Here is an 18,667-nt window from a genome sequence, read left to right as displayed (position 1 = left end):
AAGCTGTGGATAACGATTCGGTGCTGTGTTGCTAGTATACTTTATTTTGAATATACAAGGGGCGGATTATATATCCGCCCGTTTGCGAAGTGCGGTATAAGTACTTAATCAATAAAGGAAAAGTGCGGTTCGGACGGATATATAATTCGCTCCTACTCTTACAATATTGACCGTGTATTTTAAATTTCCCAGCAGATTTGGGCTGATATTATAAATCTACTTGAATGATTTAAATATGATGCCTCACCTCAATAATTAAAAACAATTGGCTTAGTTTTTCGATTAATTGATCCACTTCATTTGTTGACGCAGTATCAAGATTAGCGTTCCATTCATCTAACATAATCACTTTAATTTTTTGGTCTAAATGTTGTTGCAGCTCATTGAGATTATATTTTAATACTTCTCCGGTAGAGCAATGCGTTGTATTTGTTTGTGAAAATTGTAGATGGTGATAAGCCGGCAGGTAATAAGCTTGTTCTGCCAATTGTGTTTTCAGCCATATTAAATAAGACGATTTTCCAGCACCGTTTGGCGCTTGAATCGTAATTCTTCCCTGTTTAGGTAGGTTATTTTTTAAATATTCCAAGTTGATTATTTCAATATTAAGATTAGCAGATGTACTAATCTTAAATTTATCCCATAAAATTCGCTGATAAATATCACTGTTTGTTGGCGGAGGTATCATAGCTTGAAGTAATCCGTTTAATTTGGCTTTTAATGCAGACCATTGGGTAATATAGGAAATAATACTGTAGCAATATTGCAGCATAATGACTTGTCTTGGTAACGTTGCAATCAGTACTGCTAACATTGCTGGCGAAGTGCGGTATTGGTAAAACAGAAATAGAATCAGCATAATAACCGGCAACATCATAATTAACATACCAACAGAGGAGACAATATTATTAAATTGTTTGCTTTTGACAGCGGAAAATAATAAAGATTGTTGTTTTTTCAGTAGGTCTTGTTGGTAAAGCCGATCATTATATTGATTGCCCAGCGTACAGTTATCCCAGATTTGAGACAGATGATGTTGCAATTCGGTACGATCTTGTTGTGCTTGGCGACTTTTTTCAGCGACATTAGTGTTGAATTTCAGGATAAAGCCTAATACTAATAACAGTCCGATAAAATAAGCATAAATAATATTGGCTTCTAACAAAAAGGCTAGAGTAATGATATTAAACAGCACATTTAATATCACGGCAATCCAATCATAAATAAAGCGATAAGATTCATCAATCACAAGAAAAGATTCAGACGATAAATAGGGCATCATGGTTTTTTTCTGGTTTTTATCAGCATTGATGTGGCTTAAGCCGTAAAACAGTGTTCTGAATTGAGTATGGTAGCTATTTAATGCAATTATTTTGGCTTTTTCCAATAAGCTGATGGAAATGACCGACGGAATATATACAATAATTAATGACACAATAAACAGTGATAAATACAGAAAATAGGGCTGTTGTGTGGCAATTTTCTCAGCACTGATTGCAATCCAATAGTTTGAAGAGGCGATAATAAATTGTTGTATCAGTAATAATAGTAGCGAAAGCTTAAAAGTGCGGTTAAATAGCAGGGGGTAATATGTTTTCATCCTAGGCTATGCTCACTTAATTTTTATTCTAAGCAGACCATATAATAAAAAGATATTGATCACAAGCAGTGATGTGACACATCATTATCTATGTGAGATATATCACAAATTCTTATTTTAAATAGCATTTTTCCTGTTAGGCGGATATTCCGCTAAGATAGCGTTGCCAATCAAAAAATTGACCGGGATCGATTTTTCTTCCCGGTGAAATATCACTATGCCCGACAATTCGTTCTGGGGTAATTTGTGGATAGTTTTGCATAATCAACGTGGTCAGTTGCTGCAAAGTGCGGTATTGCGCCGCAGTAAAAGGTTGATTATTTGAGCCTTCCAATTCAATGCCAATGGCAAAATCATTACATTTTTCCCGCCCTTGAAAGCAGGATAAACCGGCGTGCCAAGCGCGATCAGCAAAGCTGACGTATTGGGTAACTTCGCCTAAACGACTGATCAAACAATGCGCGGAAACCCGCTGCTGGTAAATCTCGGCAAAATAGGGGTGGATATTTGGCGCTAGGTTGCCCAGAAAAAATTGATCGATAAAATTGCCGCCAAACTGCTCTGGCGGCAGGCTGATGTAGTGAATCACCAGCAGGGAAATATCGTCAGAGTCAGGGCGTGCATCAAAGTGCGGTGACGAAATCTTGCGCACCGGGCTCAACCAACCGTGCTGAATTTTTTGCGGGGGCAACATCATATTTTGCGATCTTAATTCCAGTAATTTTGCCGTTTTTAGATTTTTGTGTGCAGCTTTGCGATGCTGAGGCTGTCAATTTTGAGCCGTCAATTTTTATCTAAACAAGGAAAAAATCATGCAACACTTTAATCTAAAAAGCAATATCAAAAACAACCTTAAAAGCGGTTTTACGTTGGTGGAATTGATGATTGTTATCGCAATTATTGCCGTGCTGGCGACCATCGCTGTGCCGTCTTATCAAAGCTACACCCGCAAAGCGGCGCTGTCGGAACTACTGCAAGCTTCAACCCCCTATCGTGGCGAGGTGGAGCTGTGTATTTATAATACCGGTGCAGCCACGGGGTGTAGCGGAGGCAGCAATGGTATTCAGCCGGATAAAACCGCAGAGAATAAATCGAAATATATCAAAACCATCGCCACCGCAGCAGGCAAAATCAGTGTCAGCGGTAAAAGCAGCTTGGAGGGCTACGGCTACACCCTGACACCGAGTGGCGGCAACGGCAGCGAAATCAGTTGGGCGGTGGCTTGCACTGCTCCGAATTCAGATACGGCTATTTTCCCGGTTGGTTTTTGTTCGTAGCAGCAGGAGTATAGGATGACTGGCGTTAATTCACTCACCATTCAAATCACAGCGCTGGACGGGCAGCTTTTTGAGATTGAACCATCACTGTGGCGACGCAATTGTCATGAGCAATCGTTGTTGCTACGCTATTTCGCATTGCCGTTGCAAGAAGATCAACAGCGGTTATGGCTGGGGCTAGATTCGCTGGATAATTTGAATGCTTGTGAGGTATTTGCATTTTTACATGATAAAAGCGTCGAGCCGGTGATCCTGGACAACAGTGTGTTGAAAAGCGCACTGCAACAATTAACTGCGACAGTATCAAGCAGCGTAGCAGATCAGCTGCAAGACTACACCCAAGCGGTATATCGTCACGATATTCCGGCTGTGCAAGAGGATAAGCGTGATGAACCGGTGATTCAGTTGTTGGAAACGATTTTTGAACAGGCGTTGGCACAACGGGCATCGGATATCCATTTTGAACCGATAGCACAACTTAAACCGCAGCCGCTGCTAAACGCACAAGGGTTGCAAGTGCGGTTTCGGGTGGATGGTGTGTTGAGCGTTAATCGGCAAATCGGCGCTAATTTTGCCAATCGTTTGATTTCAAGAGTGAAATTGTTGGCACATTTGGATATTGCCGAGACTCGATTGCCGCAAGACGGGCGCTTTCAATTCACTACCGCTTTTAATGATGTGTTGGACTTTCGCTTGTCGATTTTGCCGACCCAGTTGGGTGAAAAAGCGGTGTTGCGGCTGCAACAGAATAAACCTGTTGAACTGGCATTTGCTGAATTGGGGATGACCGAGCGCCAACAATACTGTTTTCAACAGGCGTTGCGCCAACCACAAGGGTTGATTTTGGTGACCGGACCGACCGGCAGTGGTAAAAGTATTTCGCTATATACCGCACTTCACAACCTGAACCAACCGGAAAAACATATTCTGACCGCCGAAGATCCGATTGAAATTAGTTTGCCGGGTATTGTACAAACCCAGATCAATCCGGCGATTGGCTTGGATTTCAAGCAGCTGCTGCGCACTTTTCTGCGTCAAGATCCCGATGTGATTATGTTGGGCGAAATTCGTGATGAGGAGAGCGCACAGATGGCGATTCGGGCGGCACAAACCGGACATTTAGTGCTGTCTACTTTGCACACCAATGATGCACCTTCGGCGATCGGGCGTTTAAAACAGCTGGGGATTAAAGAGTATGAACTGGAATCCTGCCTGCTGTTAGTGGTGGCGCAACGCTTGCTGCGCCGTTGTTGTGAGTGTCGACAAGCGCAGCAAGAACACTGTGACAAATGTCAGCAAGGCTATCATGGTCGAATTGGTACTTATCAATTTTTGCAACCGCACTTTAATAATAAAACCCGTGATAGCTTGCCGAAAGCGGAATATCGCTTGGATTTTGCCAGTTTGTATCACAGCGGAATGGAAAAAGTGCGGTCTGGCGTGACTGATCTGGCAGAGATTCAGCGAGTATTGGGAGACGGTAATGGCGGAATTTAGCTGGCAGGCAGTGAACCAATTGCAACGGCAACAGAGCGGTATGATTTTAGCGCCAAGTGCCGAACAGGCAAAAGTGCGGTTGCTGGCGCGTGGCTTACAGCAAGTAAAAGTGCGGCGCAATTGGCGTCTGTCATCAGCGGTCAGCCATGCTGAGATTTGCGAATTGATGCAGCAAATGGCGATGTTACTGCAAGCAGCGCTACCGTTAAAAACTGTGTTGCAAATGTTGAGCCAGAATTGTCAAAGCGAAAAATTACAGCTGTGGTTACAGCAGTTAGAACATGGAATCGCTGCGGGGTACTCGTTTTCACAGACCTTATCTCAAGAGCCACAATTTTTGAATGAGCGTGATCGGCAGTTGATTAAAATTGGCGAAACCAGCGGACAGCTGGCACAGATATGTCGTCAAATCGGCGAAGATAAAAGCAAAAAATTAGAATTACAGCGCAAATTGCAGAAAATTTTGTTATATCCGATGATGGTGCTGCTAATCTCTTTTGCTTTGACGGTGCTGTTGCTGCTGTTTGTGGTGCCGCAATTTGCCGAAATGTATCAACAAAATCAGCAGCAATTGCCGCTGTTTACGCAATTTTTGCTGCAACAATCACAGATCTTGCAGGACTATGGCGGGCGTTTGGCGCTGTTATGCGCTTTGCTGATCGCTATCATAATCCGTGTTTACCGCCAAAATGGCAAAGTCCGTCGCAAATGGGCGCAATGGTTGGCGATATTGCCGCTGTTTGGGCGCTTGAATCAGCTTAGCTTGATTGTTGATTCCAGCCGCAATCTGGCGTTGATGCTGAATGCCGGGATTCCGTTGAACCAAGCGTTGCAAACGTTTTTAAATCCACAGAAACCGGCGGAACACAGCCTGTTACAGCAGGAGATTAGCCAGAGTTTGCAGTTGTTGCAACAGGGTTATGCTTTTTCGCAAAGTGTCAGCAGTCGTTGGTTTCCACAGCAGGCGCAGCAAATGTTGCTGGTAGGCGAAAAGAGCGGTTGTTTGGGGCAGATGCTGCAACATATTGCCGACAACTATCAACGCCAGCTTGATCATCAGATCGATTTGCTGTCGCAACTGCTAGAACCCTTGTTAATGTTGTTGATTGGCGGGCTGATCGGTGCGGTGATGTTGGGGATGTACCTGCCGATTTTTGATATGGGAGCGATGTTGGGATGAGGTTGAAATAATGCAACCGAGCTTACTGTTGTTAATTTTTTTGGCACTGGTCATCGGTTTATGGCTAAAATATGCGCTGGAACATTTTGCCGAACGAGTGAACCGCACTTTGCGTCAACAGTATCAAGATTGTTATTTGCCACATACGCAGCAGCAACTAGCCGCGGATTATCACTGGCTGTTGCCGATTAAAAGTCGTGTCCTGAATGGATTGCCACTGATTTTTGTCGGTTTGAGTTTGCTGATGAGTTGGTTTTCTTCGGATCTCCTAACGCAAATTTGGCTGTTGGCGTTGTTGGGCTTATTGACGGCAATCGGGGTGCTGGATTTTTACTACCGTTTGATCTCGACCACACTTTGCCAAGCATTGGCGCTGCTGGCACTGTTTGGGGCTTGGCAGCAGATCGGTTTGGTATCACTGGCGCAAAGTGTGCAAAGCCTGTTGTCGGCGGTGGTGGTGAGTGGATTGTTTTTCCAAATCAGCCATTGGATTTACCGCAAAGAAGTGTTTGGCGAGGGCGATTGCTGGTTAATCAGCGCCCTCGCAATGTTTTATCCGTGGCAGCAACTGCCGTTATTGCTGTTGTTTGCCAGTGTATTAACGTTGCTGGCAGCACTGTTTGTTGCTCGCCGCCGGACTGATTGGAAAACACAACAGCTGCCTTTTGCACCTGCATTGAATATTTCAGCAATAGCGCTATTTTTGCTATAGTGCCAACAGAATAATCTTTTCCGGATCAATGCTGACGTATATTGAATCACCGATTTGATGTTGATCGGCAGAGTGATAGCTGGCGCAAAACTCAATTTGCGGACTGAGCTGAATAATCGCTTCGTGACTGTTTTGCTGTTGTTGCAATGCGCTGATTTGACCTTTAAAACTGTTGATCTGTTGTGCTTGTTGCTGCAGGCTGACCCACGGCGCTTTAAACATCAGCAGTAATTCTTGCTCTGTTTGCAACTGCAAACGCTCGGCACTGGCTTGGGTGATCGCAGCGCTAATCGGGCTGTCCAAGCCCTCAACTGCAATCTGCACTTGGCAATTCAGCCCTTGTGTACACAGTTGTTGCACCCTGCCGATCAATTGGTTTCTGGCACTGCTTTGCAAGCTGAATTTGGCTGTGGCGGATAGCAGGCTAGTGAGCGGAATGCTTTCGTCTTGCAAAATAGCAAATGCCCGTTGTTGAGTTTGTTCCAGCAATTGGTATAACCGCAGCACCCGCTTAGCGTAGGCAGTCAATGTGGTGCCGCCGCCTTCTTTGCCGCCGGTGCTGCGCTGTAATAACGGTTTTGGGCTGATCAAGTCCATTGCATTTAAATTATCCCAAGCGGTTTTATAGCTGATTCGAACCTGCTTTGCAGCTTGCGAAATCGAACCGCACTTTTCGATTTCACGCAGCAGATGAATACGCCGCGGATCGACAAACAGTTGCTGTTGCAGTTTTATACTGAGATCGATATCAATATCCGCCATAAGAATTCCTATTGCTTATCTTGTTGGTTAGTCTTGAAGGTTTGTGATTCTCTTCGCATTTTAAAAGAAAACTCGGAATCTGGATAGACATCTTTTTTTATCGTTATATAATTAATTGCATATCGAATTTTTATATTTATTTAGGAGAGATTATGTTAAAACACATTATTCGTAGCAGCAAAAGTGCGGTTTTGGCGCTGGCTTTGGCGGCAGTATCATTTTCAGGACTGGCAAATGACAAATTGACGGTATTTGCCGCCGCTTCGATGACCAATGTATTGCAGGATCTGTCGGCTGAATTTAGGCACATACAGCCACAAACCGATGTGGTCTTTTCATTTGCCTCCTCTTCAGTGTTGGCGCGTCAAATTGATGAGGGCGCTCCGGCGGATATTTTTGTTTCGGCAAATTTGAAATGGGCGGACTTCTTGCAGGAAAAAGGCAAAATTATTGCCGATTCGCGTAAAATTGTTGCTGGCAACAAACTGGTGATGATTGCGCCGAAAAGTGTCGGGGAATTGAAATTTGATTTGAACAGAGAGGAATGGCTGAAATATTTGGGCAAAAACTTTTTATCCGTCGGCGACCCGGAACACGTTCCGGCAGGAATTTATGCTAAAGCCGCATTAACCAAGTTAAATCAATGGGATAAGGTGGAAAAACAACTGGCACGCGCCGCCAATGTGCGTGCGGCATTGACGTTGGTTGAACGTGGCGAAGCCCCGTTGGGGATTGTGTATGCCACTGATGCAGCTGCCAGTGATAAAGTACAAGTGGTTGGCATGTTCCCTGCTGGCAGCTATGAGGCAGTGGAATATCCGGCAGCGATTGTTAGCGGTCATGACAGCGAAACGGCACAGGCATTTATGGCATTCTTGGGCACTGACAATGCGAAAGCTGTTTTGCAGAAATATGGTTTCAGCGTAGAATAATTGCTTAGGCAGTGTAGGGGCGGATTATATATCCGCCCGAACTAAATTTTGCATTTTTCCATTTTAGATTAAATGCTTATACCGCACTTCGTAAATGGGCGGATAGTTAATCAGCCCCTACTTTTGTGATAGCGTGCACTTTGACGGCACTTCTATATTAAAAATTTCTCAAGGACACTTTTTGATCGACAGCATAATCCAAACTCTCAGCCTCAGTCCGGCGGAAATCAGCGCCATCCATCTCAGTTTAAAAGTTGCGCTGTTTTCAATGCTGCTCAGTTTGCCAGCGGCAATATTTTTTGCCTGGTTGCTGGCACGTCGTGATTTCTGGGGCAAGAATCTGTTGGACGGGATTATCCACCTGCCGCTGGTGCTGCCGCCGGTGGTGATTGGCTATTTGTTGTTGGTGGCTTTTGGGCGCAACGGTTTTATCGGCAAATATTTGTATCAATGGTTTGATTTCAGCGTGGCATTCAGTTGGCGCGGGGCGGTGCTTGCTTCGGCGGTGGTGGCGTTTCCGTTGGTGGTGCGGGCGATTCGCTTGGCACTGGAAAATGTCGACCCTAAGTTGGAACAGGCGGCTCGCACGCTGGGCGCAAACAGCTGGCGAGTCTTTTTCACCATTACCTTGCCGCTCTCCTTTCCCGGCATTTTGGCAGGTTTAGTCTTGGGGTTTGCCCGTTCGTTGGGTGAATTTGGCGCAACCATTACCTTTGTCTCGAATATTATCGGCGAAACCCAAACCATTCCGCTGGCGATGTACTCTTTTATCGAAACCCCCTCGGCAGAAGCAGCGGCGGCTCGCCTGTGTATTATTGCGATTATCATTGCCTTGCTGTCGTTGGTATTGTCCGAATGGTTGGCTCGACGGGCGAAATATAGACTGGGACAAAGCAATGCTTGAAATTAATGTGAAAAAACAGCTTGGCAGTCTGGCGCTAAGTGCCAACCTGCAAATTCCATCCAACGGTGTCACCGCACTTTTCGGTTTATCGGGTAGTGGTAAATCCTCATTGATTAATTTGGTGAGCGGGTTATCGCTCCCCGACCAAGGTTATATTCAACTCAATAACCGCACTTTGGTGGATACGGTGCGCAAAATCAACCTGCCACCGGAACAACGCCATCTCGGCTATGTGTTCCAAGATGCGCGGTTGTTTCCGCATTACACCGTGAAAGGCAATCTGGCTTACGGCATGAAAAAAGTCAGCAAAGCGGTATATCAAGAAATTATTGAACTGTTAGGCATCGAACCTCTACTGAAACGTTATCCGCTCACCTTGTCCGGTGGTGAGAAGCAACGAGTGGCAATCGGCAGGGCGCTACTGACCGAACCTGAATTATTGCTCATGGACGAACCGCTAGCCGCCTTGGATCTGCCGCGTAAACAGGAGTTATTGGATTACCTCGATCGTCTGGCAAAAGAGATCAATATTCCGATTTTGTATGTCAGCCACAGTTTGGAAGAGTTGCTACGTTTGGCGCAACGCGTGATTTTAATACAGCAGGGCAAGGTGCTGGCATTTGATGATCTGGAAACGATTTGGCAAAGTCCGCATTTTTTACCTTGGAAAGGCGTGCAGCAGCAAAGTGCGGTATTCAGCCTGCCGATTGAAATGCACCACCCACTCTATCAGATGACGGTATTGAATTTTGCCGGACAACCGCTGTGGATTCACGAAATGCCGCAAAAAAATGCCGGTGATTTGGTGCGGATCTGCATTTACAGTTCCGATGTGTCGATTATTCTGCAACCGACAAAGGGCAGCAGTATCCGTAATGTGCTGGCGTGCCAAATCACTGAAATTGAAATCCAAGCACAACAAGTCGAAGTGCGGTTAAACGCCGACGGCTTGCAGTTCGGTGCCTCGATCAGCCGCTGGGCGCTTGCCGAATTGGAGCTACAAGTCGGTATGTGGGTTTATGCCCAGATAAAAAGTGTGTCAGTGATTGCTTAGTATTTAAATTAGTCTTAAATATACCCAACGTTGATCGTCTCCCTTCTGAATGGGGAACGCCCCATTTGTGTTACCTTCATCACGCTTTCAATTTTTCTCAATCAAACGTGAGCGTTTGTGCATTCCTACTCATCTCACTTTCCTATATTTTGTTTTCCAACAAAAACACCATAGGAGAATAGATTATGTTATTAAAAGACAAAGTAGCCATTGTTACCGGTGCAGCTTCTGCGCGTGGGTTAGGGCGGGCAACAGCGAAATTGTTTGCCGAGCAGGGTGCTAAAGTCGTGATTGCCGATTTAGACGAGCAAGCATCGATTGAAGCGGCCAATGCTTTGCCGGGTGAAGGGCATTTAGGCGTAGCAATCAATGTGGCAGATGAAGCCCAAGTACAAGCGGCAAAAGAAAAAATTTTGGCTAAATATGGTCGTATCGATGTATTGGTCAACAATGCCGGCATTACCCAGCCACTAAAAGTGATGGATATTAAAGGCGGAAATTATGATGCGGTGCTTGATGTCAGTTTACGCGGCACCTTGTTAATGTCCCAAGCGGTTATCCCAACCATGCGTGCACAAAAGTCAGGCAGCATTGTATGTATTTCTTCGGTATCGGCACAGCGTGGCGGCGGTATTTTTGGTGGTCCGCATTATAGTGCGGCAAAAGCCGGCGTGCTTGGTTTGGCTAAAGCGATGGCGCGCGAATTAGGGATTGATGGTATCCGTGTGAATTGTATCACACCGGGATTAATTCAAACCGATATTACGCAGGGCAAATTATCTGATGAGCAAAAAGCCAATATTATTGCCGGCATTCCATTAAACCGCTTAGGTGATGCGGTTGATATTGCGCGTGCAGCATTATTCTTAGCCAGTGATTTAGCATCTTATTCAACCGGTATCACATTAGATGTGAACGGTGGAATGCATATTCATTAATTTAAGGGGAAATTAATCTATGGCAACTCAAGAATTAGTAACAAAGCTTGCAAAGCATGCCTATAACATTAGACGTTATGCATTACGCATGGGAGAAGTGCAAGGGCAAGGCTATATTGGTCAAGCATTAGGTTATGCCGATGTGTTGGCAACGGCATATTGTCACGCATTAAACTTTAAACCGACGGATCCCGAATGGGAAGATCGAGATTTCTTTTTACTTTCGCATGGTCACTATGCGATCGCATTTTATGCAGCATTAATCGAAGCCAAAATTATTCCGGAAGAGGAACTGGAAACTTACGGCGGTGACGATAGCCGTTTACCTATGTCCGGCATGGCAACTTATACTCCGGGCATGGAAATGTCCGGCGGCTCATTAGGGCTGGGTTTATCTATTGCTGTGGGGATAGCGCTTGGTTTGCGTTATCAAAATAAAAAATCCTTTGTCTATAACTCCATGTCTGACGGGGAACTGGACGAAGGTTCCACTTGGGAAGCGGCACTGGCTGCCAGCCATCATAAATTAGGCAATTTAATTAATTTAATTGATGTCAACCAACAACAAGCAGACGGTAAATCAAGCGACATTATGAATTTCGAGCCACTGGTAGATAAATGGCAAGCTTTCGGTTGGTATGTGCAACGAGTCAATGGCAATGATATTGCGGCAGTACTCGCAGCATTTGATAATGCGCGCAATTATTCAGGTGATCAACCACGCGTCATTATTTTCGATACGTTAATGGGGAAAGGCGTTCCATTTTTGGAAGTGCGTGAGAAAAACCATTTTATTCGTGTTGATGCCGATGAATGGCAAAAAGCCATTGCTGTACTAGATGAAAGCCAAAAATAGAGGAATTTTACGATGACTAAGAAAAAATTAACCACATCGGCAATGATCGCCTCTATTGCCGAAGAGGGACAAGAAACCATTTCAGCGCCGTTCGGTTATGCATTAAACAAATTGGCGGAAACCCGCCCTGAAATCGTCGGTGTTACTGCAGATTTGGCAAAATATACAGACTTACACATTTTTGCTCAAAACTATCCGGATAGATTTTTCCAAGTGGGCATAGCAGAACAACTGGCGATGGCGACAGCAGGCGGTTTGGCAAAAACAGGATTAATCCCTTTTGTTACCACTTATGCGGTGTTTGCAACCCGTCGAGCTTATGAATTTATTCATCAAATTATTGCAGAAGAAAATCTCAATGTAAAAATTGCCGTAGCATTACCGGGTTTAACCACAGGTTATGGGCCAAGCCATCAGGCGACGGAAGATATCGCCATGATGCGTGCGATTCCGAATATGACGGTGATTGATCCTTGTGATGCGACGGAGCTTGAACAAATTGTTCCGGTTATAGCAGATCACAATGGCCCGGTTTATCTGCGTTTGTTACGCGGAAAAGTGCCGAACGTACTAAAAGATTATGACTATAAATTTGAAATTGGCAAAGCAACATTACTGGAAGACGGTAATGATGTGTTAATGATCTCAACCGGTATTCTCACGATGCGAGCGATTGAAGCAGCGAAAAAATTAGCGGCTGAAGGTGTAAGTGTTGCCATTTTACACTGCCCAACGATTAAGCCATTAGATAATAAAACAATTTTGCGAGAAATTACCAAATCTAAGCGCTTAGTGATTACTGCGGAAAACCATAGTGAGATCGGCGGGCTTGGTGAGGCAGTATCGAGTTTATTAGTTGAACAAGGGGTTTCCGCCAAAGTGAAACGTATTGCATTACCGGATAAATTTTTACTTGCCGGTGCATTACCGACGTTACACGATGAATATGGTATTTCTACTGCTGCAATTTGTAACAGCATCAAGAAATGGTTAGCGGAATAATACAATTGGAGGTGACTACAGGTGGGAGGATAAGTCTACTTGTAGTCAATCTCGTGGGGAGATTTCTTTATTCATAATATCAATAAATAATATTTTTTAAATTTTAGGTAAGGCATTAAAAATAGCAGTTCTAAACCGCACTTTATGCTTTCTCCCTAATTTCTAAGCAAATAGTATTGCCCCTGATTAATAAAACGGAGAATTATTATGACAGCCCGTAATATTTTACAAATAGAGCAAAGTACCGTGCGTAAGGTAACTTGGCGTTTACTTCCATTTCTTTTTATTTGTTTTTTTATTTCCATCCTTGATCGCGTGAATATTAGTTTTGCAGCACTGCAAATGAATGCAGATTTAGGATTCTCTAATACGGTGTTCGGTATTGGCGCAGGTATTTTCTTTTTTGGCTATTTTTTATTGGAAGTGCCCGGTAGTGCCATGATGGCAAAAGTTGGCGCGCGCAAGTGGATTTGCCGGATTATGGTGAGTTGGGGGATTCTCGCCATTTTAATGGCATTTATTGAAGCACCTTGGCAATTTTATACGATTCGTTTTTTATTGGGGGTGGCCGAGGCGAGTTTTTATCCTTGTATGGTACATTATTTGAGTGGTTTCTACCAAACTAAACATCATGCTAGAGCGATTGCTGCTTTTATGTTGGCGATTCCAGGCGCAAATGCTTTAGGTTCACCGTTATCTACATTCTTATTAACCATTGAAGGTTTAGGATTAAGTGGTTGGCAATGGATGTTTATTATTGAAGCTATTCCAGCTGTTATATTGGGTATAATTTGTTATTTCTACCTAACAGATAGTATCGACAAAGCTCACTGGTTAGAGCAAGAAGAGAAGAAATGGCTAATTGAAACGCTTGATATTGAACAAAAAATGAAGCAAGAAGTGAAACATTATACCTTTATGGAAGCCTTGAAAGATAAAACCGTTTTATGGTTATCGGTAGGTTATTTCTTCTGGATGATGGGTTACTATGGGATCAATATGTTCTTGCCGACCATCTCTAAAACCATCTCGGCGACTTCAGGTATTAGCCTGCAAAATTTAGGCTGGATTATTGGTGCGCTTTACTTCGTGTCAATGATTGTGATGATGTTAGTCGGCAACCATTCCGATAAAACGCAAGAGCGTCCATGGCATGTCGCAGGGTGTTTGGCAGTGAGTGCGCTAGGTTTAATGCTGGCAACTTATGTCGCAGATACTAACGTATGGCTTGCGTTTATTTTCCTCGCGGTTGCATTGTGTGGTGCATTCGGGGCATTTCCTCCTTTTTGGGCTATTCCGCCTTCATTTATCACAGGGGCGGCGGCTGGCGGAGCGATAGCGTTAATTAATAGTATCGGTAACTTGGGAGGATTTTTTGGTCCGACGATTGTAGGATACTTAAAAGAATTAACCAACTCATTTAACACGGCTATTGCATTCTTAGGTGTTAGTATGTTCGTTAGTGCGGCAATTATTGTGCTTAGTGCAAGGAAAAAACAAAAAGAGCTTGCATAATATCTGACTTTTACCCTTTATTTGAACACAATATTTTGCCGTATTGTGTTCTTTTTTTTATAATTTATAATAAGTTATGCATCAGTTTTATCACAAGGAAAAATTATGGCAAACATTATTCCTCCGCTAAAATCCCTGCGAGTATTTGAGCAGGCTGCTTATTTCGGAAATATTGTAAAAGCGGCAGAAAGTTTAAATATTTCACCGTCAGCAGTCAGCCATCAAATTGCAGGGTTAGAAAGTTTATTAGATAAAAAATTATTTTATCGTACTGGAAGGGGGATAAAACTCACTGGAATAGGGCAACAATATCTTGATGCTATTTCAGGTGCATTACATACCTTAGGTGCAGCAACTAATGATATTATTGAACGTCAAGAGCAAGAAACCTTACGCATTCATACTGCTCCAACTTTTGGCTTGCTTTATTTATTACCGAGATTGGAAAAGTTTAAAAAGCAATATCCTGAATATCAAATCAATATTGATTGTTCCTATGAAAATATTCAGTTTAATCTATCTCAAACTGATGTAGATATTCGTTATGGTAGTTTTTCTTGGAAAGGATTAAGCGCTATTCCTATTAAAAATGAATATGCAATTGTGTTGGCTCACCCTGATTTTCTTAAAAAGAATCAAATCAATGAACCAATAGATTTATTAAAATGCGATTTAATCGCTTCTCAATGTATGCTGATGCAATGGCAACAATGGTTTGCATATCATAATGTACAGATAGAAAATTTATCCTATGCCTTTAGTTTCGATCGTTCATATATGAGTTTTGAAGCGGCTAAACAAAATCTTGGTGTCATTGTAGAAAGCAGTTTATTAGCACAACCTTTTATACAATCGGGTGAATTAATCCCCGTTTTTGGTAGTAATTATATGATTCCTATTGATGCACATTATATTGTTTTTCCACATACGCATAAAAAATATGCCAAAGTACAGCACTTTATCAATTGGTTGGAAGAAGAGTTACACAACAGTAGATGAGTACAGTATATTTGAGTTTTTATAAAAAAACGCTCAAACAATTTGTTTGAGCGTTTTCGTTTCAAGTGCGGTTTAAATATTAATCACCGCAAAAAATACCAACACAGAATACAGTGCCGCCAAGCCGTAGAAAATGACACCGGCGGCGGGAACGTGCAGTTTGAAATCGTGCATACCGTGGTGTAAGCGATGCATGCCTGCCCACATCGGGAAGATTGCTACGGCGAGCAGAATCAGTTTGCCGATAATGCTTTGTGCAAACGCTAGCATATTGCCTGCATCAACCAATCCCAACGGATAGAGGAACAGCAGAATTAATGCCAACACAGGGAAAACAATGGCACTGATGGTTCCGCCTGCGCCAAATAGCAACCATACCACAGGTTCATTGGAACGTTTTGGAGCTTGTTTCATCGTTTTCCTCCTAGATATACACAAGAATAAGGGTTAAGACCGAAACGGCGATCGTGATAACCCACATTAAATTTTTGATCACCGTTTGCGGCAAGCGCTCGTTTTTGTAGATCAAATTTAAGGCTTTCGGGGTCAAGCCGTACCATGTGATGGTATTAAACACCACACCTGCCATTGTGATCACATTCAGGATGATGACCAACGGATTTTTCAAAAAGGAAACAAAACTGGTTTCAAAGGTTCCGTTGCCTAAACACAGGAAACCGTAAAGCAGGACGATACAGAACCAAATGGTCGGAAGTGCGGTAGATTCACGCAAAATATACATTTTGTAGAAATCTATTTTTTGCCACCAGTTGGGTTTGACTTCACGCACATATTTATTGCGTTTGCTGGTTGTAGTTGTCATTCTTTGCTCCTTACTTTTGCGGTTTCAGCATGGCGATAACGTAGTCTTTTGCTGACTCGACTTTGCCTTGGTTCACACCCGCCGCCGGATCAACGTGTTTCGGGCAGACTTCGGAGCAGTAGCCGACGAAAGTACAAGTCCACACGCCGTTTTTACCGTTCATGATTTTCAAACGCTCGGCTTTGCCGTGATCACGATTATCCAGATTATAGCGGTGTGCCAGTGTCAGCACTGCCGGGCCGACGAATTCAGGATTTAAACCGAATTGCGGGCAGGCGGCATAGCACAAGCCACAGTTGATACACATAGAGAAAGTGCGGTATTTTTCCAACTGCGCCGGTGTTTGCTTAGTCCGTTCGCCCGGAGGCGCTTTGTTGCCGATAATATACGGTTTGATCGATTCTAAACTTTCGATAAAGTGGCTGAGGTCTACCACTAAGTCACGTTCAATCGGGAAGTTGGCCAGCGCCTCAACTCGCATAAAACCGCTGTAGTCACGTAAGAACGTCTTACAAGCCAAACTCGGTTTATTATTGACCATCATGCCGCAAGAACCGCAGATCGCCATCCGGCATGACCAACGATAGGAGAGTTCAGGCTCCAGTTCATCCTTGATGTAGCCCAAGGCATCCAATAACGAAGTTTGATCGTCATAAGGCACTTGATAAGCCTTCAAGTAGGGTTCTTTGTCAACTTCGGGATTATAGCGAAGCACTTCAATAGTCATTGTTTTGTTAGCTAGATTACCCATTGCTTACTCCTTGTTTGCCTTTGCTGCTTCTGCGGCTTCTGCTTCCGCACCATATACACGTTTAGCAGGTTGCGATTTGGTAATCTTCACATCACTGTATTCAATTCGTGGTGCGCCGTCTGCATTGTAATAGGCGAGAGTATGTTTCAAGTAGTTGGTATCGTCACGTTCAACGTAGTCCAAACGTTGGTGTGCGCCACGAGATTCTTTCCGTGCAACCGCAGAAGAAGAGATCGATTGTGCCACATCGAGAATCGTACCTAATTCAATGGTGTAGAGAATATCGGTATTGAACACGCTGGAACGGTCTGACACCCGCACTTTTTTGAAGCGTTCTTTCAACTCAGCAATTTTATCCACGGTTTTTTGCATGGATTCTTCAGTACGATAGATACCGCAACCCTCTTCCATCGAGTCGCCCATCTCATCACGGATTTTCGACCAGCTTTCATTGCCGTCTTGATCCAGCAGGGCTTGTAAACGTCCGACCACATCTTTGGCTTGTGCATCGACAGCTGCCGTATTGATATTTTGGCTTTCAACCGCTCTTTGTGCGGCGTATTCACCGGCCACTTTACCGATAACCACCAATTCCGCCAAGGAGTTCGAACCTAAACGGTTCGCGCCGTGCAAGCCGGAGGAGGCACATTCACCTACAGCAAATAAACCTTTGATGCGAGTTTCTGCTTGTTGATCGACTTCGATACCGCCCATGGTGTAGTGCACCACCGGACGCACCGGAATCGGGGCTTTTGCCGGATCAACGCCTTCGTAGGCTTTCGCCAGTTCACAGATAAACGGCAGACGCTCATGCAGGTATTTTTCACCCAAATGACGCAGATCCAGATGCACCACATCCACACCTTTCGCCGTTTTCAGGGTGCGACCCAAACGCCATTCTTGCCAGAATGCTTGCGACACTTTGTCACGTGGGCCCAATTCCATATATTTGTTTTCCGGTTTGCCGATTGGTGTTTCCGGTCCCAAACCATAATCTTGCAGGTAACGATAGCCGTCTTTATTGACCAAGATACCGCCTTCACCACGGCAACCTTCGGTCATCAAAATCCCGGTATTCGGCAACCCGGTCGGGTGGTATTGCACAAATTCCATATCACGCAACGGCACGCCGTGACGGTAAGCCATGGATAAACCGTCACCGGTGACGATGCCACCGTTGGTGTTGAAACGGAATGCGCGACAGCCACCGCCGGTAGCGATCACCACCGCATTGGCATTGATTTGTACCAAGGTGCCTTCCATCATGTTCATCGCCACTACGCCACGGGCATGACCGTCGTCGGTCAGAATATCCAGCACAAAGTGCTCATCGTAGCGGATAATTTGCGGGAATTGAATCGAGGTTTGGAACAGCGTGTGCAGCAGGTGGAAGCCGGTTTTATCGGCAGCAAACCAAGTGCGCTCGATTTTCATACCGCCGAATCGGCGTACATTGACTTCACCATCGTCACGGCGACTCCACGGGCAGCCCCAACGCTCTAACTGGGTCATTTCAATCGGTGAGTGCTCAACAAAATGTTCAACTACATCTTGTTCGCACAGCCAGTCACCGCCGGCTACCGTATCATGGAAATGCTTGTCATAACTATCTTCGGATTTGATGACGGCTGCGGCACCGCCTTCGGCTGCCACAGTATGACTACGCATCGGATACACTTTTGATATTAAGGCAATCTTGAGATTCGGGTTAGCTTCCGCAGCTGCAATCGCAGCCCGTAAACCGCCGCCACCGGCACCGACAATTGCAATATCGACATTGATAGTTTGCACGATATTCCTCCAGGATAGATGTAAGTAAAAGTAATGATTTAGAGTCAAAAAGTAATATAAACAGTAAGTATGAT

Annotated in this window: 19 protein-coding genes; 12 read left to right on the top strand and 7 right to left on the bottom strand. The window is 44.3% G+C overall.

Going from position 1 to position 18,667, the window contains the following annotated elements; all coding sequences use genetic code 11:
* Window positions 1-229 precede the first annotated feature (229 nt).
* Complete coding sequence (locus EDC16_RS01705) at window positions 230-1,600, bottom strand: hypothetical protein (RefSeq protein ID WP_132964749.1); 1,371 nt, start codon at window positions 1,598-1,600, stop codon at window positions 230-232.
* A gap of 136 nt (window positions 1,601-1,736) precedes the next feature.
* A complete protein-coding gene (gene ampD, locus EDC16_RS01700; protein WP_132964803.1) occupies window positions 1,737-2,294 on the bottom strand; it encodes a 1,6-anhydro-N-acetylmuramyl-L-alanine amidase AmpD in 558 nt (185 codons plus the stop codon).
* Window positions 2,295-2,412: 118 nt separating this feature from the next.
* Between ampD and EDC16_RS01695 the strand changes: the two genes are divergently transcribed.
* From EDC16_RS01695 to EDC16_RS01680, 4 genes are read left to right on the top strand one after another with little or no spacing between them, the layout of a single operon-like run.
* Window positions 2,413-2,877: a prepilin-type N-terminal cleavage/methylation domain-containing protein gene (locus EDC16_RS01695; protein WP_132964747.1), complete on the top strand. Its 465-nt coding sequence runs from the start codon at window positions 2,413-2,415 to the stop codon at window positions 2,875-2,877.
* A gap of 15 nt (window positions 2,878-2,892) precedes the next feature.
* Window positions 2,893-4,374 carry a GspE/PulE family protein gene (locus EDC16_RS01690; protein ID WP_132964745.1) on the top strand — a complete coding sequence of 494 codons (1,482 nt, stop codon included), beginning with the start codon at window positions 2,893-2,895 and terminating at the stop codon, window positions 4,372-4,374.
* Window positions 4,361-5,554, top strand: a complete 1,194-nt coding sequence (locus tag EDC16_RS01685; RefSeq protein ID WP_132964743.1) for a type II secretion system F family protein — start codon at window positions 4,361-4,363, stop codon at window positions 5,552-5,554. Before EDC16_RS01690 ends, EDC16_RS01685 begins: the two co-directional genes overlap by 14 nt.
* Window positions 5,555-5,564: 10 nt before the next feature.
* On the top strand, window positions 5,565-6,266 hold the full coding sequence (locus tag EDC16_RS01680) for a prepilin peptidase (RefSeq protein ID WP_132964741.1): 702 nt from the start codon (window positions 5,565-5,567) through the stop codon (window positions 6,264-6,266).
* Here EDC16_RS01680 and EDC16_RS01675 read toward each other — a convergent pair.
* Window positions 6,261-7,028, bottom strand: a complete 768-nt coding sequence (locus EDC16_RS01675; RefSeq protein ID WP_132964739.1) for a TOBE domain-containing protein — start codon at window positions 7,026-7,028, stop codon at window positions 6,261-6,263. The two genes, EDC16_RS01680 and EDC16_RS01675, sit on opposite strands and share 6 nt — an antisense overlap.
* 152 nt (window positions 7,029-7,180) lie before the next feature.
* On the opposite strand from EDC16_RS01675, the gene modA reads away from it, so the two are divergent.
* The 8 genes from modA to EDC16_RS01635 all read left to right on the top strand — a co-directional run bounded on the left by modA (window position 7,181) and on the right by EDC16_RS01635 (window position 15,228).
* Complete coding sequence (modA, locus tag EDC16_RS01670; protein ID WP_132964737.1) at window positions 7,181-7,960, top strand: molybdate ABC transporter substrate-binding protein; 780 nt, start codon at window positions 7,181-7,183, stop codon at window positions 7,958-7,960.
* Between the two features lie 181 nt (window positions 7,961-8,141).
* Window positions 8,142-8,864, top strand: a complete 723-nt coding sequence (modB, locus tag EDC16_RS01665) for a molybdate ABC transporter permease subunit (RefSeq protein ID WP_165894180.1) — start codon at window positions 8,142-8,144, stop codon at window positions 8,862-8,864.
* On the top strand, window positions 8,857-9,918 hold the full coding sequence (modC, locus tag EDC16_RS01660; RefSeq protein ID WP_132964735.1) for a molybdenum ABC transporter ATP-binding protein ModC: 1,062 nt from the start codon (window positions 8,857-8,859) through the stop codon (window positions 9,916-9,918). Before modB ends, modC begins: the two co-directional genes overlap by 8 nt.
* A gap of 185 nt (window positions 9,919-10,103) precedes the next feature.
* On the top strand, window positions 10,104-10,856 hold the full coding sequence (locus tag EDC16_RS01655; RefSeq protein ID WP_132964733.1) for an SDR family NAD(P)-dependent oxidoreductase: 753 nt from the start codon (window positions 10,104-10,106) through the stop codon (window positions 10,854-10,856).
* 19 nt (window positions 10,857-10,875) lie between these two features.
* Window positions 10,876-11,712: a transketolase gene (locus EDC16_RS01650; protein ID WP_132964731.1), complete on the top strand. Its 837-nt coding sequence runs from the start codon at window positions 10,876-10,878 to the stop codon at window positions 11,710-11,712.
* Window positions 11,713-11,724: 12 nt separating this feature from the next.
* Complete coding sequence (locus tag EDC16_RS01645; RefSeq protein WP_132964729.1) at window positions 11,725-12,714, top strand: transketolase family protein; 990 nt, start codon at window positions 11,725-11,727, stop codon at window positions 12,712-12,714.
* A gap of 207 nt (window positions 12,715-12,921) precedes the next feature.
* Window positions 12,922-14,229, top strand: coding sequence for an MFS transporter (locus tag EDC16_RS01640; protein ID WP_132964727.1), 1,308 nt, complete (start codon window positions 12,922-12,924; stop codon window positions 14,227-14,229).
* A 105-nt stretch (window positions 14,230-14,334) separates the two neighbouring features.
* Window positions 14,335-15,228 carry a LysR substrate-binding domain-containing protein gene (locus EDC16_RS01635; protein WP_132964725.1) on the top strand — a complete coding sequence of 298 codons (894 nt, stop codon included), beginning with the start codon at window positions 14,335-14,337 and terminating at the stop codon, window positions 15,226-15,228.
* 72 nt (window positions 15,229-15,300) lie between these two features.
* On the opposite strand, the gene frdD is transcribed toward EDC16_RS01635, so the two are convergent.
* Genes frdD through frdA form a run of 4 tightly spaced genes read right to left on the bottom strand, consistent with a single transcriptional unit; the run spans window position 15,301 to window position 18,593 of the window.
* The gene (frdD, locus tag EDC16_RS01630) at window positions 15,301-15,642 is read right to left on the bottom strand and encodes a fumarate reductase subunit FrdD (protein WP_132964723.1); all 342 of its coding nucleotides are present in this window, start codon (window positions 15,640-15,642) and stop codon (window positions 15,301-15,303) included.
* A gap of 10 nt (window positions 15,643-15,652) precedes the next feature.
* Entirely contained in the window at window positions 15,653-16,051 is a 399-nt protein-coding gene (frdC, locus tag EDC16_RS01625; RefSeq protein WP_132964721.1) for a fumarate reductase subunit FrdC, read from the bottom strand.
* Between the two features lie 10 nt (window positions 16,052-16,061).
* Window positions 16,062-16,802, bottom strand: a complete 741-nt coding sequence (locus EDC16_RS01620; RefSeq protein WP_132964719.1) for a succinate dehydrogenase/fumarate reductase iron-sulfur subunit — start codon at window positions 16,800-16,802, stop codon at window positions 16,062-16,064.
* A 3-nt stretch (window positions 16,803-16,805) separates the two neighbouring features.
* Window positions 16,806-18,593 carry a fumarate reductase (quinol) flavoprotein subunit gene (gene frdA, locus EDC16_RS01615; RefSeq protein WP_132964717.1) on the bottom strand — a complete coding sequence of 596 codons (1,788 nt, stop codon included), beginning with the start codon at window positions 18,591-18,593 and terminating at the stop codon, window positions 16,806-16,808.
* Between the last annotated feature and the right edge of the window lie 74 nt (window positions 18,594-18,667).

Source organism: Testudinibacter aquarius, from assembly GCF_004342725.1.
GTDB classification, from domain to species: Bacteria; Pseudomonadota; Gammaproteobacteria; order Enterobacterales; family Pasteurellaceae; genus Chelonobacter; species Chelonobacter aquarius.
The sequence above is the reverse complement of the archived record's forward strand: the minus strand, read 5'-3'. Positions and strand labels throughout refer to the sequence as shown.

Coding starts and splice junctions, on each gene's coding strand:
- EDC16_RS01650 (WP_132964731.1), top strand. CDS start 10,876: ATGGCAACTCAAGAATTAGTAACAAAGCTTGCAAAGCATGCCTATAAC.
- EDC16_RS01640 (WP_132964727.1), top strand. CDS start 12,922: ATGACAGCCCGTAATATTTTACAAATAGAGCAAAGTACCGTGCGTAAG.
- ampD (WP_132964803.1), bottom strand. CDS start 2,294: ATGTTGCCCCCGCAAAAAATTCAGCACGGTTGGTTGAGCCCGGTGCGC.
- EDC16_RS01695 (WP_132964747.1), top strand. CDS start 2,413: ATGCAACACTTTAATCTAAAAAGCAATATCAAAAACAACCTTAAAAGC.
- EDC16_RS01645 (WP_132964729.1), top strand. CDS start 11,725: ATGACTAAGAAAAAATTAACCACATCGGCAATGATCGCCTCTATTGCC.
- EDC16_RS01705 (WP_132964749.1), bottom strand. CDS start 1,600: ATGAAAACATATTACCCCCTGCTATTTAACCGCACTTTTAAGCTTTCG.
- EDC16_RS01680 (WP_132964741.1), top strand. CDS start 5,565: ATGCAACCGAGCTTACTGTTGTTAATTTTTTTGGCACTGGTCATCGGT.
- EDC16_RS01685 (WP_132964743.1), top strand. CDS start 4,361: ATGGCGGAATTTAGCTGGCAGGCAGTGAACCAATTGCAACGGCAACAG.
- modA (WP_132964737.1), top strand. CDS start 7,181: ATGTTAAAACACATTATTCGTAGCAGCAAAAGTGCGGTTTTGGCGCTG.
- EDC16_RS01635 (WP_132964725.1), top strand. CDS start 14,335: ATGGCAAACATTATTCCTCCGCTAAAATCCCTGCGAGTATTTGAGCAG.
- EDC16_RS01620 (WP_132964719.1), bottom strand. CDS start 16,802: ATGGGTAATCTAGCTAACAAAACAATGACTATTGAAGTGCTTCGCTAT.
- frdC (WP_132964721.1), bottom strand. CDS start 16,051: ATGACAACTACAACCAGCAAACGCAATAAATATGTGCGTGAAGTCAAA.
- EDC16_RS01675 (WP_132964739.1), bottom strand. CDS start 7,028: ATGGCGGATATTGATATCGATCTCAGTATAAAACTGCAACAGCAACTG.
- frdD (WP_132964723.1), bottom strand. CDS start 15,642: ATGAAACAAGCTCCAAAACGTTCCAATGAACCTGTGGTATGGTTGCTA.
- EDC16_RS01655 (WP_132964733.1), top strand. CDS start 10,104: ATGTTATTAAAAGACAAAGTAGCCATTGTTACCGGTGCAGCTTCTGCG.
- EDC16_RS01690 (WP_132964745.1), top strand. CDS start 2,893: ATGACTGGCGTTAATTCACTCACCATTCAAATCACAGCGCTGGACGGG.
- modC (WP_132964735.1), top strand. CDS start 8,857: ATGCTTGAAATTAATGTGAAAAAACAGCTTGGCAGTCTGGCGCTAAGT.